16 protein-coding genes are annotated in these 16,343 nt (G+C 43.0%); 6 read left to right on the top strand and 10 right to left on the bottom strand.

What is annotated here, in order from left to right; all coding sequences use genetic code 11:
• Positions 1-447 precede the first annotated feature (447 nt).
• From A7P54_RS01825 to A7P54_RS01815, 3 genes are all read right to left on the bottom strand, one after another.
• Complete coding sequence (locus A7P54_RS01825) at positions 448-1,569, bottom strand: 5-(carboxyamino)imidazole ribonucleotide synthase (protein WP_005201801.1); 1,122 nt, start codon at positions 1,567-1,569, stop codon at positions 448-450.
• Between the two features lie 11 nt (positions 1,570-1,580).
• Positions 1,581-2,093, bottom strand: a complete 513-nt coding sequence (gene purE / locus A7P54_RS01820) for a 5-(carboxyamino)imidazole ribonucleotide mutase (protein WP_033134266.1) — start codon at positions 2,091-2,093, stop codon at positions 1,581-1,583.
• 136 nt (positions 2,094-2,229) lie between these two features.
• Positions 2,230-2,583: a DMT family protein gene (locus tag A7P54_RS01815; protein WP_005186310.1), complete on the bottom strand. Its 354-nt coding sequence runs from the start codon at positions 2,581-2,583 to the stop codon at positions 2,230-2,232.
• A 223-nt stretch (positions 2,584-2,806) separates the two neighbouring features.
• On the opposite strand from A7P54_RS01815, the gene mpl reads away from it, so the two are divergent.
• Positions 2,807-4,168 carry a UDP-N-acetylmuramate:L-alanyl-gamma-D-glutamyl-meso-diaminopimelate ligase gene (mpl, locus tag A7P54_RS01810; RefSeq protein WP_004803289.1) on the top strand — a complete coding sequence of 454 codons (1,362 nt, stop codon included), beginning with the start codon at positions 2,807-2,809 and terminating at the stop codon, positions 4,166-4,168.
• Between the two features lie 246 nt (positions 4,169-4,414).
• On the opposite strand, the gene A7P54_RS01805 is transcribed toward mpl, so the two are convergent.
• The 4 genes from A7P54_RS01805 to A7P54_RS01790 are packed head-to-tail and all read right to left on the bottom strand — an operon-like array spanning position 4,415 to position 8,236.
• Positions 4,415-5,158: an SDR family oxidoreductase gene (locus A7P54_RS01805; RefSeq protein ID WP_171548483.1), complete on the bottom strand. Its 744-nt coding sequence runs from the start codon at positions 5,156-5,158 to the stop codon at positions 4,415-4,417.
• Positions 5,159-5,174: 16 nt separating this feature from the next.
• Positions 5,175-5,873, bottom strand: coding sequence for a histidine phosphatase family protein (locus A7P54_RS01800; protein ID WP_171548482.1), 699 nt, complete (start codon positions 5,871-5,873; stop codon positions 5,175-5,177).
• On the bottom strand, positions 5,870-6,991 hold the full coding sequence (locus A7P54_RS01795) for a phosphotransferase family protein (RefSeq protein ID WP_171548481.1): 1,122 nt from the start codon (positions 6,989-6,991) through the stop codon (positions 5,870-5,872). The genes A7P54_RS01800 and A7P54_RS01795 overlap by 4 nt, the downstream gene beginning before the upstream one ends.
• Before the next feature lie 12 nt (positions 6,992-7,003).
• Positions 7,004-8,236: an acyl-CoA dehydrogenase family protein gene (locus A7P54_RS01790; RefSeq protein ID WP_171548480.1), complete on the bottom strand. Its 1,233-nt coding sequence runs from the start codon at positions 8,234-8,236 to the stop codon at positions 7,004-7,006.
• Positions 8,237-8,340: 104 nt separating this feature from the next.
• On the opposite strand from A7P54_RS01790, the gene A7P54_RS01785 reads away from it, so the two are divergent.
• Entirely contained in the window at positions 8,341-9,258 is a 918-nt protein-coding gene (locus tag A7P54_RS01785; RefSeq protein ID WP_171548479.1) for a LysR family transcriptional regulator, read from the top strand.
• Between the two features lie 62 nt (positions 9,259-9,320).
• On the opposite strand, the gene A7P54_RS01780 is transcribed toward A7P54_RS01785, so the two are convergent.
• Positions 9,321-10,517 (bottom strand): low temperature requirement protein A, encoded by a 1,197-nt coding sequence (locus A7P54_RS01780; RefSeq protein WP_171548478.1) that lies wholly within the window; start codon positions 10,515-10,517, stop codon positions 9,321-9,323.
• A 399-nt stretch (positions 10,518-10,916) separates the two neighbouring features.
• On the opposite strand from A7P54_RS01780, the gene A7P54_RS01775 reads away from it, so the two are divergent.
• Complete coding sequence (locus A7P54_RS01775) at positions 10,917-11,873, top strand: TerC family protein (protein ID WP_005201784.1); 957 nt, start codon at positions 10,917-10,919, stop codon at positions 11,871-11,873.
• 24 nt (positions 11,874-11,897) lie between these two features.
• Here the strand turns inward: A7P54_RS01775 and A7P54_RS01770 are convergent, their stop codons facing one another.
• Positions 11,898-12,524 (bottom strand): nucleotidyltransferase family protein, encoded by a 627-nt coding sequence (locus A7P54_RS01770; RefSeq protein ID WP_171548477.1) that lies wholly within the window; start codon positions 12,522-12,524, stop codon positions 11,898-11,900.
• Between the two features lie 140 nt (positions 12,525-12,664).
• Here A7P54_RS01770 and guaD point away from each other — a divergent pair, with 140 nt between their 5' ends.
• The 3 genes from guaD to A7P54_RS01755 all read left to right on the top strand — a co-directional run bounded on the left by guaD (position 12,665) and on the right by A7P54_RS01755 (position 15,217).
• The gene (guaD, locus tag A7P54_RS01765) at positions 12,665-13,993 is read left to right on the top strand and encodes a guanine deaminase (RefSeq protein ID WP_033134274.1); all 1,329 of its coding nucleotides are present in this window, start codon (positions 12,665-12,667) and stop codon (positions 13,991-13,993) included.
• A 213-nt stretch (positions 13,994-14,206) separates the two neighbouring features.
• Positions 14,207-14,737, top strand: a complete 531-nt coding sequence (hpt, locus tag A7P54_RS01760) for a hypoxanthine phosphoribosyltransferase (RefSeq protein WP_016162105.1) — start codon at positions 14,207-14,209, stop codon at positions 14,735-14,737.
• 228 nt (positions 14,738-14,965) lie between these two features.
• Positions 14,966-15,217 (top strand): GlsB/YeaQ/YmgE family stress response membrane protein, encoded by a 252-nt coding sequence (locus tag A7P54_RS01755; protein WP_004656846.1) that lies wholly within the window; start codon positions 14,966-14,968, stop codon positions 15,215-15,217.
• A gap of 55 nt (positions 15,218-15,272) precedes the next feature.
• On the opposite strand, the gene A7P54_RS01750 is transcribed toward A7P54_RS01755, so the two are convergent.
• On the bottom strand, positions 15,273-15,971 hold the full coding sequence (locus A7P54_RS01750) for a DsbC family protein (protein WP_005201776.1): 699 nt from the start codon (positions 15,969-15,971) through the stop codon (positions 15,273-15,275).
• Positions 15,972-16,343 lie beyond the last annotated feature (372 nt).

The following is a 16,343-nucleotide window of genomic DNA, read 5'->3' as shown; positions in this document are numbered from 1 at the left end:
AATTTAAAAGTTATCAACAAGCCCAATTTAAATTCAAAAATACAATACTAGATAACTCGATCATTTAAATTTAAAAAACTTATCCACTTTTAAATTCATTTCTTCGAGTTAAACGGCAAGTGATTCAAAAAGAACGCCAAGAAAACAATAAACTTTTATTTTTTATGTCCTTAATATAGAGAAAATAGATATCCACATCCCATCATTTAAATTTAAAAACCTATTATCATCTTATTTTTAAATTTAAAACGAGATCTCTATTTTGAATTTAAAATGCAAAACAACTTATCCACTTCATTTAAATTCAAATAAACGACGCAACTTTAAATTCAAAATACCGGAAACAACTTACCCACAGCACCCTAATGTTTATTTTTTTAAATTTAAAAGTATTCTAGAATTAAAAAAGCGATCCAAAGATCGCTTTTTTAGGCATTGTGGATAAGTTTAGATGCTCATATCATCGGTTAATGCCAATGGAACAGGTAATATTTTCGCCAATTGGCGGCATAAATCGGTTAAATCATCTGAATGATTTGGCATTAAAGTAATATGTCCCAACTTACGGCCAGTACGCTCAGACTTATTATAGAGGTGTAAATGTGCACCATTCAGTGCCAAAACATCTTCTGACTTGGGATGCTGACCAATAATATTGATCATCACACTTGGACGAATGACTTCAGTTGCACCCAATGGTAAGCCTGCAACGGCACGGATATGGTTTTCAAATTGCGAGCAAATCGCACCTTCAATCGACCAATGACCTGAGTTATGCACACGACACGCCATTTCATTGGCGCATAAACCTTGTTCCGTCACAAATAGTTCAAGGGTGAGAACACCCACATAATCTAAGTGCTTCAACAAACGGGTAATATAGTCTTGCGCAACAGGCTGTAGATCAGCACTATTTGGTGCAGGTACGATTGAGTGTGACAAGATGCCATTATGATGATGATTCTCAGCCAAAGCCCAAGTTTTCACATCACCATTTTGTCCACGTACCGCAATAATCGATACTTCGCGACTGAATTTGACAAAACTTTCTGCCACCAAGCTTTTTGCAGGACCTAATTCAGCCCAAGCGGTCTCAATTTGATCTTCAGTGCGTAAAACGAATTGACCTTTACCATCATAACCACCCGTTACCGTTTTCAATACGATGGGTAATCCAAGATCCGATACCGCTTGTTTTAAGCTTTCTAAACTATCCACAGCGCGATACGGCGCAACTGGAATGCTCAACTCATCAAACAAACGTTTTTCAGCCAAACGATTTTGTGCAGTCGCCAAAGCAAGGCGGGGAGGGTGCAAAGTTTTGCTTTGTGTCAAAACATCCACATCTGCAACAGGCGTATTTTCGAATTCAAGACTAAATACATCCGCGCTTGCAATAAAATCCTGTAATCCCTGCGCCGCTTGGCTCGAAAAAACTGGACCCAAAATCGCAGCAGGACAATCTGTTTCTGCTTCAAAAAAAGTACATTGAATATTCAGTGGTAAAGCGGCTTGCGCCATCATGCGGCCAAGCTGCCCGCCACCAAAAATACCGATGGTTTTATTCATGTTCAGCCCCGTTACACTTGACCAGGGATATTATTATTCGACACTTTTTCGGTTTGTGCTGTACGGAAGTCCGCTACATTTTTTGCAATGTCTGGACGAGTTAAACCTAAAATCTGTGCCGCCAGAATTGCAGCATTCGTCGCACCAGCCTGACCAATTGCCAAAGTACCTACGGCGATACCTGCTGGCATTTGTACAATCGAAAGCAATGAATCAACGCCATTCAAAATCGATGATTTCACCGGTACACCCAATACAGGTAAATCAGTTTTAGCAGCACACATACCTGGTAAATGTGCAGCACCACCGGCACCTGCAATAATTACCTGAATACCACGTTCACGAGCTGTTTCAGCATATTCAAATAAACGATCTGGCGTACGATGCGCAGAAACCACTTCAGCTTCAAAAGGAACACCCAACTGTTTGAGCATGTTAGCGGTATGTTCAAGTGTTGCCCAATCTGATTGAGAACCCATGATAATTCCGACTAAAGGTTGGCTATCTGTTGCGACCGCATTCATTGGCTTTTCCAAAACATGATAAAAATAGACAAGTATCTCGACTTACGCCAAGCACAAGGGAATAAATTGGCAGATATTATAGCGGTTTTTTCAGGCATCCCCAACAAAAGAACGCGTTAACTGACGCCTTGAAAAATTAACTTTGATTTCTAAAAACAAAGTAGACACAACCCATTAAACACAGCATCGCCCAGATGTAATCGAGTTTAAATGGTTGTTTAAACACAAAAATCATAAAGGGCACAAACACCATTAAGGTCACCACTTCCTGGGTGATTTTCATTTCACCCAGACTCCAGCCATGCTGATTGAGCAACTTGGTGGCAGGAATCATAAAACTGTATTCCAGTAGCGCAATACACCAGCTAAATAAGATCGCTTGCCAAATGGGCGCATCATGCAAGATTTTCAGATGCCCATACCATGCCAAGGTCATAAAACAGTTGGAAATAATCAACAAACATAGTGCTAAAAGTGTCGGGCTCAACATCGGGTTCTTTTATCCAAATCAGGGCTGAACAATAGGGAATAGCATGCCAGTAAAACCGTTGAAATATTAGCATCTATCCGCATCATTATAAGTAAACAACAACAACGAATTTTGACTATCTTTTCCATGCAAGCCTTGCTATCGTTGCGTTTGATTTTTATTGATAACGACAATCATACATACGATATCAGTGCTGTATGAAAAGCAGTGGAGAAGGCGCGTTATGCATCTGCATATTTTGGGTATTTGTGGCACATTTATGGGGTCTTTGGCTCTACTCGCACGAGATTTAGGACATAAAGTCACAGGTTCAGATGCCAATGTTTATCCACCAATGTCGACTCAACTTGAAAATGCAGGTATTGAATTGATGCAGGGCTATGACCGTAGCCACTTGCAACCGCATCCTGATCTTGTGATTGTCGGCAATGCCATGAAACGTGGTATTGATGCGATTGAATACATGCTGAATGAAGGTCTGCCTTATATTTCTGGCCCACAATTCTTGGCCGACCATGTGCTCCAAGGCAAACATGTACTTGGTGTCGCAGGTACACATGGTAAAACCACCACCACCACCATGCTGGCTTGGGTGCTTGATCAAGCAGGTTTAAATCCAGGTTTCTTGATCGGTGGCGTACCGCTTGGTTTTAGTGAAAGTGCACGTTTAGGTGGTGGCAAATATTTCTGTGTAGAAGCAGATGAATATGATTCTGCTTTCTTCGATAAACGTTCTAAGTTTGTTCACTATCACCCTAAAACAGCAATTTTAAATAACCTTGAATTTGACCACGCCGACATTTTTGATGATCTTGCTGCGATTCAAAAACAGTTTCACCATTTAGTCCGTACCATTCCAAGTGAAGGTCGCATTATTGCGCCAATCACTGAAACCAATATTGATGAAGTCTTGGAACAGGGTTGCTGGACGCCTGTGCTTCGTACCAGTCTAAAACCAAATGACCAAGCCGCATTATCTGCTGAGTTGATCAGTGCCGATGGCAGTCACTTTAAAGTACTTGAACACGGCAAAGTGATTGGTGAAGTGAAATGGAACATGACAGGGCAGCACAGTGTTGCCAATGCTTTAGCAACCATTGCTGCTGCACAACACGTGGGTGTCAGCCTTGAACAAGCCTGTGAAGCTTTATCTAACTTCGGTGGTGTTAAGCGCCGTATGGAGCTGTTAGGCACGGTGCGTGGTATCGAAGTCTATGATGACTTTGCTCACCACCCAACTGCGATTGAAACCACACTCGACGGCGCACGTAAACGTCTAGGCGAACGTAAGCTGTGGGCGATCATTGAACCACGTTCTAACACCATGCGTATGGGCAGCCACAAAGATGGTTTGGCACATTCTGCTCGTTTAGCGGATGAAGTGATTTGGTATCAGCCAGAGGGCTTGGATTGGGATTTACAACCTGTGATCTCAGCATCAGCAAACAAGGCAGAAGTCAGCCGCTCTTTAGATGACATCATTGCCCGTGTGGTCAATGAAGCAGGTGAGGGCGATGCTGTGGTGATCATGTCCAATGGTGGTTTTGGCGGTTTACACCAAAAGTTGATTACGGCTTTGTCGTAATCTAGCTCATAGCCTACTTTCATAATCTAATCTTGTCACAGTATTCACTATCGTGACAGGCGGCATGGATGCCGCCTGTTGAGCAGGGGTGACATGGATGTACCCTCTGCTCAACAAAAGATTTTTGTTACTTTTCATCTTTGAAAAGTAAGGAAACGCCTATACCCAAACAACTCGACTATTCAGCCTATATGAGGCTGTGAAATATTGCCAAATAGAGATATCTCCGATTCATTTTAATGGCAATCAACTCAATTTATTTACCAATTTCAACGGCAGAATCTTCATTGCAATCCCCATTGGCAACCACGGCCACTGCGGCACATAAGCCTTCACGGGTTCCTTCTCAATCGCTTTCACCAAAGCCTTACTTCCCGTTTTCTCATCCACTTCAAACGGTAATTTCTTGGCACCTTCATTCAATTCGGTACGAATATAACCCGGGAAAATCGTTGAGACTTTAATTGGCGTATCCAACAACTCGGCACGAATACCCTCTGCCAAATGTGCCACTGCGGCTTTACTGGCTGCATAAGTCGACAAATGCTTGGGTAAACCACGCATCGCACTCATGGAGGAAATCACCACCAAATGGCCTTTGTTTTGCGCTCTAAAGATTTCAACTGCCGCTTCGCATTGCGCCAAGGCAGAAATAAAATTGGTTTCTGCCGTAGCACGATTCACTTCAAAATGCCCTTTGCCAATACGGCGACCATCGCCCACGCCTGCATTGACAATAATTCGGTCAATCGTTCCAAATTCTTGCTGAAAGGCTTTAAAAACCGTAAACACATCATCGTAATGAGTCACATCAAGGGTCTTGATTTTGACCTGAATCGAAAACTGGCTTTGCAACTGTTGTTGTAAGGCTTCCAAACGCTCTAAACGTCGTGCACACAGTGCCAGATTGTATCCTTTGGCAGCAAATTCACGCGCCATACCTGCGCCCAAACCCGAACTTGCCCCTGTAATTAAAATCGTCTTTGCCATGCCTGCCACCTATTTTTTAAATCCATGTTAAAAGTTCAGCATCACGCGCTTTCAAATAATGATGCTCATTGAAACTGAGTAATTGCAAACGACCATCTGTCCAACGCAACGTCGTAATACTGGCATTGGCAATCGACCAATTCAGTGCAAAAATCTGTTTAGCATCCAGACCTAATACCTGACCGACCGCCACCGAAATCACACCGCCAGAACTAAATACCACCGCCTGACGCGGTTGTGTGGCATCAATCTGCTGGCACAAACCGTGCAAAGCACTTTCTACACGTGATTGAAAGCCTAACCAGGTCTCATGATATTCATGGTCATATTGCTCTCCAATCCAGCGATCAATCGCGCCATCAAAGATTTTGGCCAGATAAGCACGTGGATTGGCCATCAATTCAACATCCTGTTTCAGCAATTCAGGTTGATTAAAACGTGGTTCGTACTGTGCAAACACCTGTTGATGATCAAACTCATTCCATACCGATTCAGTTTGAATCGCTGCATCCTGAAAACTTTGTGATAAAGCCAATTGTGCTGTTTGCTGATGACGTTGCATTGAACCTGCCACAATCAGCGGCGTTTGCTTTAGGGTCTGTTTAAAAAAATCACCGACGACCTGTGCCTGTTGTTCGCCTTTGGCTGAAAGCTGGTCATAACTTGCCGCACCAAATGAGGCTTGCCCATGTCGCACCAAATAAATTGTGGTCATCGTTTTAAAATATCCTGTAGTTTTGCACCATATTCAGCAATCAATGGTTGCGCTTGCGGATGGTTTTGCGCAATCAGTTTTAAGGCCCGAATATGTAAGGCATGAATCATGATCCAGAAATCTTTAAAGGCTGGATTATCGGTTTGCTGATGGTAATAACGATAATAGATTTGTTGCGCAATCACCGCTAAGCGGAACAAACCAAACACTTCATAAAATGCCCAGTTATCAGGTTGTAAAGCTGTTTTTTCCAGATAATAATCCACGACTTGTTGTCGTGTCAGCATGCCTTTTAAATTGGTGGGTTGGCGGCGGCTGGATTTCATCAAAGCATCATCATCCTCTTGAATCCAGTAGGCGAGTGCACTGCCCAAATCCATCAATGGATCACCCAGTGTCGCCATTTCCCAATCCAGTACCCCAACCACTTGAGTCGGTTGTTGTGGATCTAAAATGACATTATCAAAACGCCAGTCATTATGAATCACGCAAGTTTTAGCATCGGCAGGGATATGTTGCAGCAACCATTCACGCACAAAAGCAAAATCAGGTACATTTGGCGTTAGTGCTTTACTGTAACGTACATCCCAACCCTCAACTTGACGACGGCAATAGCCTTCGCCTTTGCCCAATTTTTCTAGTTCAGTCCCTTGATAAGGTACTTGATGTAGTTCAATCAATTTATCCAGCACATTCAGACACAGCTGCTGTACTTGCGGCTCATCCAGCTGTAATTCTTTGGGTAAATTGGCACGCGGAATAATGCCCTCAATCCGTTTCATGACATAAAAATCACAGCCAATCACGCTCTCGTCCTGACACAGTGCAATCATTTCAGGCAGGACAGGGTAGAACGGCGCAAGATGCTTCTGCACATTGTATTCACGCGCCATATCATGCGCTGATTTGGCTTTGGTCCCTTTCGGTGGACGACGTAAAATCAGGTCTGCATTGTCATACTGCAAACGATAGGTCCAATTCGATGCGCCACCTGAATATTGGGTCACTTGTGCCTGTCCTTGCAGATCCACACCTTGTTTTTTTAACCAGCTTTCAACCGCCGCGATATCTAGTTCTTCACCGTGACGAACTTGCCCACCCACATCAATTACTGCCATTTACTTTTATCCTTATGAACGACCATAGCCACGTTTTTTGAGTTCTAATTTGGCAATCATGCCTTTATGGACTTCATCAGGTCCATCGGCCAAACGTAAACTACGCGCTTGATTGAAAAAGGCTGTCAATGGCGTATCGCGTGAAACACCTTCACCACCATGAATCTGAATCGCCATATCGACTACATGTTGTAATACTGTCGGTGCCACTACTTTGATTGCAGAAATCTCTGTCAGAGCCGCCATATTGCCTTGTGTATCCATCTTATAAGCAGCGTACAGCGTTAATAATCGCGCTTGATCGATCTGCACACGTGCATCTGCGACGCGTTCTAAATTGCCACCCAATTTCAGGATTTCTTTGCCAAAAGCTTTGCGTGACATGCCTCGATCAATCATCAGCTCCAAGGCTTTTTCTGCCGCACCAATACAACGCATACAATGATGAATCCGCCCTGGCCCTAAACGACCTTGTGCGATTTCAAAACCTTGCCCAGCACCGCCAATAAAGCTGCTGACGGGTACACGCACATGGTCAAAACTAACCTGTCCATGCCCATGCGGCGCATCATAATCGCCAAACACAGGCAACATCCGTTCAATCGTTACCCCTTGTGTGTCGATCGGCACCAGCACCATCGAATGTTGATGATGACGGTCTTTGCTTGGATCTGGGGTATAAGCCATAAAGATAATCACTTTGGCATTCGGATCACCCAAGCCAGATGACCACCATTTGCGTCCATTCAAGACAATCTCATCGCCTTCAATTACTGCCGTGGCTTGCATATTGGTGGCATCACTGGATGCCACCGCAGGTTCAGTCATACAGAATACGGAACGGATTTCGCCAGCGAGTAGGGGCTGTAGCCATTGTTGCTTTTGCTCATCGCTTCCATAACGCCATAACACTTCCATATTGCCGCTGTCTGGTGCATTACAGTTAAATACGGTCGGGGCAAGCAGACTACGTCCTGTCAGTTCAGCAATATGTGCATATTCCTGAACCGATAAGCCTGCACCGAGCTCTGCATCAGGTAAGAACATATTCCATAAGCCCGCCGCTTTTGCCTTATCTTTCAATTGTTGTAATTGTTCAGGCCACTGCCACTTAGTCCAGTCACCATCAACATTGCGATGGTGTACTTCATCCCAGAACGCTTTTTCAATCGGTTCTATTTCTTGTTGAATAAAGGCTTTTGTTCGTGCAATAAAGTCCTGTGCGCGTTCAGATAATGCAAACATCATCATTTCCCTCAATCTAAATATGGCGAATATTGATTCGCTGCTTTACATCACCATAAGCGAAAATTTATTATGAATGAAATGATTTTATTTTATGCAAAACTATGAATCAGATTCATAATACAAGCCCACTGGAAGTGGCGCATTTTCATCGCATCGATATCAATCTGTATCCACTGTTTATTGCCATTTTTGAGCAAAAAAGCATTTCCAAAGCCGCACAACTGCTCTGTATCAGCCAATCTGCGGTCAGTCATGCTTTACAACGCTTACGCACACAACTCGGAGATGATCTATTTGTGCGTAGCGGGCAAAAGATGCTGCCAACGCCCTATGCCGAGCAAATTTATCAGCCGATTCAAACGGCATTACTGGCGATTCAACAGATTGCAGTGCCCCAGCAGGACTTTATGCCGAGTATGCTACAAAGCCTGAAAATTGCCATTCACGATGAAATCGAACCGATTATTTTTCCGCAACTGGTTCATCATTTTGCCCAAATGAATTTGGATATTCAGTTTCTGAGTTCCAAGCTGGATCGTAAAAACATGTTGGCAGATCTCTCCGCCCAACAGATTGATTTTGTCATTGATCTGGTGCAACCGCATCAGGATCATTTACAGTTTGAAAACCTGATAGAAGACCATTTTGTGGTCTGTACCCAACAGCAAGACATGGATTTATCACTGTATTTATCTTCACCGCACATTGGGGTGTCGTCACGGCGCACAGGCTTATTACTGGAAGATATTTATCTCAATCGGCAGCAACTGTCACGGCAGATTTTTCTGCGTTGCCAGCATTATGCAACGGCACTGCAAGTCTTGGCTCAATATCCGAAAGCGATCTTGACCATTCCGCAAAGTATTCTCAAACATCTGCATTATGCGGAGAATCTGAAGATTCATGCACTGCCCATAGAGCTCCCTAAAATCAATATGGGCATGTATTGGCATGAGCAGGTGAAACATAATTCACGCCATCAATTCTTACGCACAGAAATTCTAAAAATCTTTGCTTAAAACAAGCGCGTATATCTCGTTTCTCGCTTGTTCTCGCAATCTACGCGATAGCAGTGCTTTGATTATGTGCTTGCAGCCATCCGCTTATCATTACAATTGTTCAAATACAGTTTAGCAATGACAAGACGCAGGATATAAACCACTGCCATCACAAAAACGATATAACCAATATCGGCAAAAAATAAAGGAATCGTGAAAAGGATCAAAATGGTGATTGGATAGAGCCAACGTCGCCATCCAGATAAATCAAAGGCCTCGTAAAACAACCAAATATAGGTGCTATAAATCGCCAGACAGGCAGCGATCAGCCATCCCATCATTTGGCTGGAAATGTGGGCATGTTGAGTTGAAACATCAACCGCTGCGGCTAAAGCAGCACCTAAGACCGCAATACTGATAAAGATAAAAAAATGACCATAGCCCCATAAAAAAGGCTGTACCCCACGACGTTGATGGTGATGATGACTGCGGTCAAAATAGACCCACCACATGGCAAACATCATCAACAATCCGCCAATCACCAAAAAGATTTCTTTGAAATTGACATCATGATTAGAAAAAGCTTCCTGCGTTGCGGCAAAACTGCCAATAATCGACTCTCCCAACACGATGATGGTGAGTAATGCATAACGCTCAACAATATGGTATGGATGCCAAGGCGTTATCGCATACTTTTCAGCATATAGCGGTACAGCGAGTTCAGCCAAAACCAGAATAAAGAATAACAAAGGCGTCATATGAATGGCGCTGAAATTACCGATTAACCACCCCAACTGCACCAAGACAATGCCAACAGCATAGCGATAAGCCGTCACCCTTCGTTCAGGGTCATGCTTGGCGACACGAATCCATTGGGTCACTAAAGCCAAACGCATAATCACATAACCAATGATAATCACATCGAAATTATGTTCTTGAAACACTGCAGGGATGCCCGCCGCCATTACCAATGAGCCAACAATTTGCACAAAGGTCAAGCAGCGATACAGCGTGTCATCATTGTCATAGGCTGAGGCAAACCAGGTGAAGTTCATCCATGCCCACCACAAGGCGAAAAACACCATCAAATAGGTCGGTAAAGCATGCCATAGATGCGCTTCAATGATCGCATGGTGGAGTAGTTGTCCTGCGGTTGCAATCGCAACCACAAAAATCAGGTCAAATAACAATTCTAGAGGTGTCGCGGCTCGGTGGGCTTCGGTTGGATCACGCGGTGCTAGTACCTTTCGGGATTTATCTTGAATTTTTGTAGGACTCATCTGTTTTTATTCTCATCACTTTACTAAGCAGTTCGAGTTTAAATTAATCCAAGTTGAGGAATTTTCCTATCTCACCAAGATAAAAAATAATGTTTAAAATTTATGCACACAAAGTTTGCTTAAATCGATTATTTATGTAATTCTATGCCTATCTTTGGATGTCATCATCCATAACAGAATTTGACAAGGGGAGTAGCCTCCTCCAAGCCTAGGTTGTGAAACTGAACAATTTAGGTGTCAGAGTTTCGTCATTACACTTTGCAAAAAGTCGGACTCTGAGCATCACAAACGATCGTGATGTAGGCAAGACCTTGATCATGTTGAAACAGATGTTTTATTTAATTCATCTGGCAACTGGTCAAGGTTTTTTTATGTCCATTTGCCAGATAGGGAGTTGTGATGGAAACTATCGGTAATTTATGGCTGTACGTTGCGTTCTTCGGAATCGTAACGGTCATGCTACTGGTCGACTTTTTAGGCTTTAAACAAAAACAAAACCAAGATGTACCCATCAGGCAAGCGGCTTACTGGAGTATTGCGTGGGTTACCGTTGCCATGATCTTTGGTGGTGGTTTGTGGTTGTATCTACAACAAACCGTTGGCGCAACCATCGCCAACCAAAAAACCATGGAATACTTTGCGGGTTATTTACTGGAAAAATCGCTGGCAATTGATAACGTCTTTGTCTGGCTGATGATTTTTGCGGCTTTTGCAATCCCTCCTGCATTCCAGCGTAAAATCCTGCTTTACGGCGTACTCGGTGCAATCATTTTAAGAACCATCTTTATCTTTATTGGTGCTTGGTTTGTACAAGAGTTCTCTTGGGTGCTGTATATCTTCGGTGCGTTCCTCGTCTACACAGGCTTTAAGTTCTTGAAAGGGCAGGATGAAGAAGAGACCAATATTGAAGATATCAAAATCCTGAAATGGTTACGCAAACACATGCGGATTACCCCACAGTTGGAAGGCAATAAGTTCTTCGTTCGTCAGAACGGTGTGTTATGGGCAACGCCTTTGTTCTTGGTGTTAATCTTGGTAGAAGCGTCTGATGTGATTTTTGCGGTGGATTCTATTCCTGCGATTTTCGCTGTGACCAGTGACCCGTTCATTGTGTTAACCGCAAACTTAATGGCGATTTTGGGCTTACGTGCGATGTTCTTCTTATTGGCAGGCGCTGCAAGCAAAATGCACTACTTACCGTATGGTTTGGGCATCATCTTATTGTTCATTGGTGCAAAAATGTTATTGCTCGATGTATTCCACATGCCAATCTGGATCTCGTTAGGCTTTATCGTACTGGTGTTGAGCATCACGGCTTATCTCTCGTTACGTCATAACAAACGCCAAGAACAATAAGCACAAAGCATATCAAAAGGGTCTTCAATGAAGGCCCTTTTTTATTTGAGCATCATCAACTAATTGCAATTTAGGCCATTGCTGTAACCACTGTTTGGACTCAAGCCGTTGTTTAAATGTGTCATAGCTGACCAATGCTGAATTCCAACGCAATCTCAATGCAAATAAATCATGCAGGCCAAAGGGTGCGATCAGTTCCAGTTCTCCAACGCAGTTTAACCTGAGCGCAATCGCCGTTGCTGTGTCTGGCCATAGCGACAAGGCATGTTCAAGCGATACTAGAGGTTGAATGTTTGCTGCATTGTCCTGACGATACCAAGTATGTACCAAGGCCTGATTCACCACATCCCATTGTTGTTCAGGAAAGATACGCTCTAAATCTTGCTGCAATTGTTTTTGCAAACGCTCATCTGTTTGCATTGCATCATGATAAATCACATCTATATCGCAATTGTTCAAGTCAAAGCTTTGACCATGTAAATGTGCCCATACGGTATTCCGAAGCACACCCGCACTTAAATAAGCTGCAGGATGTAATCGAGCCAATTGCTGCAACATCTCATACAAAGCAGGGGACTGCATAATTAGATCAAACAGTCTGCTTCGATTGCCTTGCTCTGTCTCTGCGTTTCCCCCAGATAAGACATACATTCTGATCTCCCCCAAACTGAGTTGCTTTAAATTATGAGTCACATTTATATACCTTTTAAGCCGATGAATTAGACGAATAATCCAGTAACTTTGGCAAAATCAGGTACAATCAACCGAAAAAAGTAAAATTGTAGGTTGTTATGACTTTGGCTACTCCAATCACGGTGATTCGTGGTCGCTTCTTAGATATTCAAAAAACCGTTTCCCAAGCTGCTGAAATTGCCGATCAAGTGCGCTATCTCGAAGATGGTGTCATGATCACTGAACAGGGCAAAATTCGCTGGTTTGGCACGTGGAACGACGCTCAAGCCCATCTTCCTGCAAACGTTGAAATTCAGCATTATCCAGAACAGTTGATCATTCCGGGCATGATCGATACGCATATTCACTTTCCACAAACTGAAATGGTCGGGGCCTACGGCGAGCAACTTTTAAGCTGGTTAAACACCTATACCTTCCCAACTGAAATCCAGTTCAAAGACCAAGCCTATGCGAAAGAAATTGCGCAATTCTTTGTCAATGAACTACTCAAAAATGGCACCACCACGGCATTGGTGTTCTGTACGGTACATCCTGAGTCGGTGGATGCCTTATTTGAGGCCGCAGCACAGCACCAAATGCGCTTAATCGCGGGTAAAGTCATGATGGATCGTCATGCACCCGAAGCCTTGTGTGACACCGCAGACAGCGGCTATAACGATTCTAAAGCATTAATTGAGAAGTGGCATGGCCAAGGTCGTGCACTGTATGCAATTACCCCACGTTTTGCGCCGACCTCCACCCCAGAACAACTCGAAAAAGCAGGCCAACTCAAAGCACAATTCCCAGATGTCTATGTGCATACCCATTTGAGTGAAAATAAAGATGAGATTGCTTGGGTCAAAGATTTGTTCCCTGAGCAAAAGAGCTATCTGGATGTCTATCATCACTATGGTTTAACTGGCCAGCGCTCGGTATTCGCACACTGTGTCCACTTAGAAGATGCTGAATGGAAATGCATGCATGAGACTGATTCTGCAATTGCCTTCTGTCCAACCTCAAACCTATTCTTGGGTAGCGGTTTATTCCCATTGAACAAAACTTGGCAACAGCAGGTTAAAGTCGGCCTTGGCACCGACGTTGGGGCAGGGACCTCGTTTAGCTTATTGCAAACCGTCAATGAAGCGTACAAGGTTCAACAGCTACAAGGTGATAAACTTTCTGCGTTTGAGTCGCTCTATCATGCAACCTTAGGTGGAGCAAAAGCCTTGCATCTGGATGACAAGCTCGGTAATTTCAATCTCGGCAAAGAAGCTGATTTTGTGGTACTGAACCTGAAACCGACCGCATTGCAGCAACTGCGTCAGTCCCGTTCAAAATCGGTTGATGACAGCCTATTCGCCTTATTCACCATGGGCGATGACCGAAATATTGAGGCAACCTATATCTATGGACAAAAAGCCTACAGCCAAAGCGAAACGTTTAAATAAACAAAAACTTGGGTGGATCATATTCGCCGTTGGATGTGCTGTTCTGTTAAAACGTGATCGTGCATCTGCTCAAAATGAAACATATTCTTCATCATCAAAAGGTGCATGAACGGTGATTTTGTTTTAAAATTGGCGGATTAGCTCAAGATTTCGAGGTGTTGCAGGTCAACACCTTTTTTATTTTCCCGTTTTTTAAGTTTTAGGAATCTACCGATGACCATTGCAATGCGCATTATGATTTCAAGTGAAGAGATTCAAGCCAAAGTCAAAGAACTGGGCGAAAAGATCAATGCACACTATGCTCAAAGTGATAAAGAACTGGTATTGATTGGCCTGTTACGTGGTTCAGTTATTTTTATGGCCGACCTATGCCGTGCCATTGAAAAGCCACACGAACTCGATTTTATGACTGTTTCTAGCTACGTCAATGGCACTACTGTTTCATCAAGAGACGTCAAGATCCTGAAAGATCTGGATGGTGAAATTCATGGTAAAGATGTGCTGGTGGTGGAAGACATTATCGACTCTGGCAACACTTTAAGCAAAGTGGTTGAAATGCTGCAAACACGTAACCCGAACTCGATTGAACTGTGTACTTTGGTCAGTAAGCCATCACGCCGTGAAATTCCATTAGAAGTTAAATTTCTCGGTTTTGAAGTCGAAGATCGCTTTATTGTTGGTTATGGTCTGGATTTCGATCAAAAATACCGTCACCTCCCATTTATTGGTGAAATCGGTCTTTAATGACTCAACCTTACTGGCATTGCATCAATACCGATGACAACTGTCATGGGCTGATCATAATGCTGACTCAGGTGCCTTAGGGCACCTTTTTTATGCTGTGTGATTAAACAAAGCCTGCTAAAGAATGCACAAAAATACGACATAAATAGGCAATCCACTACAGACAAAGTACGCTTGGATCAAGCAGGATAATAAGAAATACCGCTTTTAAAACAAGGAGAAAAGATAATGTGGTCTCTGATCGTAGCCATTGTTGTTGGTTTTTTTGCTGGTTTAATTGCACGCGCAATTCATCCAGGTGATGACAAAGCTGGCTTTATTGTCACGACTTTATTGGGTATCGCAGGTTCATTACTCGCCACCTACGGTGGACGTTTACTTGGCTTATATGCTGAAAATTCGGCAGCTGGTTTTATTGCGTCTGTCTTGGGTGCGGTGATTATTTTATTTCTTTATAAACTCATCACCAAAAAAAGTTAAATCCCTTCTAAAAGCTCCCCATTCATTTTAAACAATGATCGGGGAGCTTTTTCATTTAGAGTCCGAGCTCTTTCCAAATCATCTGAATTTCTTCAGCACTGCGTCCACCCACCATTTTCAAACCATTTGAGAAAATCAAGGTTGGCGTGGCATCCACAGCAAGTTTACGACCGAGTTCAAGGTTACGCTCAATCGGGTTGGCACAACTTTTTTCTTTCGGTTGCAGATTCTTTTGTAGCAAGTTTTTCCATGCATAGGCTGGATTGGCATCACACCAAACCGATTTTGACACCGCGATCGATTGTGGTTTTAAAGCATAGATAAAGGTATAAATCGTCACATCGGTCAGCTTGTCCAGTTCAGCTTCTAATTTTTTGCAATATGAACAATTCGGGTCCGAAAACACCGCTAACTCACGCTTACCATTGCCTTTAACCGTTTTAATGGCATCCTTAAAAGGCAGTTGTTTCCAGTCAATCGAATTTTGTTGGATCACTAAATCCTTGGTGAGGTTCTTTTGATCTTTTAGACGCACCATTGAACCGACAAACATGTGTTGTGCACTTTCATCCAAATAAATAATCTGATTATCCAGACTGGCACTATATAAACCAGTCATTTCTGTAGGTTGGATGTTGCTGACTTGGATATTGGGATATTGCTTATTTAAATTGCTTTTTAAGCTGTCTACATTGGCAAAACTCATCGCTGACATACAGCTCAATAATGAGAACATCCCAATTTTTTTTAACATGACGAACACTCAATTCAAAAATCAGCGGCTATTGTAATCAGTCTCAAGCCGCTCAACAGCCAAGCTTACTCAGTAACAACCAAAACTCAACCAATTCATGCGATGTTTCACGTGGAACGTCCGTTTATCCTGTTCATATCCCCCCATACACGCGCTGCAAGCGATCGATTCAGTAAAAAACTGACAATTTAGGTCCATCACATTGATAATTATTTAATAATTTTAAAAAGTACATAGATCAACACCTCGCTTTTTGGAATAATTCGCATCATTCAGCAGCACAGTGAAGATGATGGAATAAAATGGCCTAAATCGAGTCGCCTTGATCTATCATTATTCATCTTCAAGAAACAAAAAAATGTTTCCCTATCG

This window comes from Acinetobacter sp. Ac_3412 (assembly GCF_013072675.1).
Taxonomy (GTDB): Bacteria; Pseudomonadota; Gammaproteobacteria; order Pseudomonadales; family Moraxellaceae; genus Acinetobacter; species Acinetobacter higginsii.
The sequence above is the reverse complement of the archived record's forward strand: the minus strand, read 5'-3'. Positions and strand labels throughout refer to the sequence as shown.

Bases quoted from the DNA above. Each gene is read 5' to 3' on its own strand.
- A7P54_RS01755 (WP_004656846.1), top strand. From the start codon at position 14,966: ATGTGGTCTCTGATCGTAGCCATTGTTGTTGGTTTTTTTGCTGGTTTA.
- A7P54_RS01795 (WP_171548481.1), bottom strand. From the start codon at position 6,991: ATGGCAGTAATTGATGTGGGTGGGCAAGTTCGTCACGGTGAAGAACTA.
- A7P54_RS01770 (WP_171548477.1), bottom strand. From the start codon at position 12,524: ATGTATGTCTTATCTGGGGGAAACGCAGAGACAGAGCAAGGCAATCGA.
- purE (WP_033134266.1), bottom strand. From the start codon at position 2,093: ATGAATGCGGTCGCAACAGATAGCCAACCTTTAGTCGGAATTATCATG.
- A7P54_RS01815 (WP_005186310.1), bottom strand. From the start codon at position 2,583: ATGTTGAGCCCGACACTTTTAGCACTATGTTTGTTGATTATTTCCAAC.
- A7P54_RS01775 (WP_005201784.1), top strand. From the start codon at position 10,917: ATGGAAACTATCGGTAATTTATGGCTGTACGTTGCGTTCTTCGGAATC.
- A7P54_RS01825 (WP_005201801.1), bottom strand. From the start codon at position 1,569: ATGAATAAAACCATCGGTATTTTTGGTGGCGGGCAGCTTGGCCGCATG.
- A7P54_RS01780 (WP_171548478.1), bottom strand. From the start codon at position 10,517: ATGAGTCCTACAAAAATTCAAGATAAATCCCGAAAGGTACTAGCACCG.
- A7P54_RS01790 (WP_171548480.1), bottom strand. From the start codon at position 8,236: ATGTTTGCATTATCTGAACGCGCACAGGACTTTATTGCACGAACAAAA.
- A7P54_RS01785 (WP_171548479.1), top strand. From the start codon at position 8,341: ATGAATCAGATTCATAATACAAGCCCACTGGAAGTGGCGCATTTTCAT.
- A7P54_RS01800 (WP_171548482.1), bottom strand. From the start codon at position 5,873: ATGACCACAATTTATTTGGTGCGACATGGGCAAGCCTCATTTGGTGCG.
- mpl (WP_004803289.1), top strand. From the start codon at position 2,807: ATGCATCTGCATATTTTGGGTATTTGTGGCACATTTATGGGGTCTTTG.
- A7P54_RS01750 (WP_005201776.1), bottom strand. From the start codon at position 15,971: ATGTTAAAAAAAATTGGGATGTTCTCATTATTGAGCTGTATGTCAGCG.
- guaD (WP_033134274.1), top strand. From the start codon at position 12,665: ATGACTTTGGCTACTCCAATCACGGTGATTCGTGGTCGCTTCTTAGAT.
- A7P54_RS01805 (WP_171548483.1), bottom strand. From the start codon at position 5,158: ATGGCAAAGACGATTTTAATTACAGGGGCAAGTTCGGGTTTGGGCGCA.
- hpt (WP_016162105.1), top strand. From the start codon at position 14,207: ATGACCATTGCAATGCGCATTATGATTTCAAGTGAAGAGATTCAAGCC.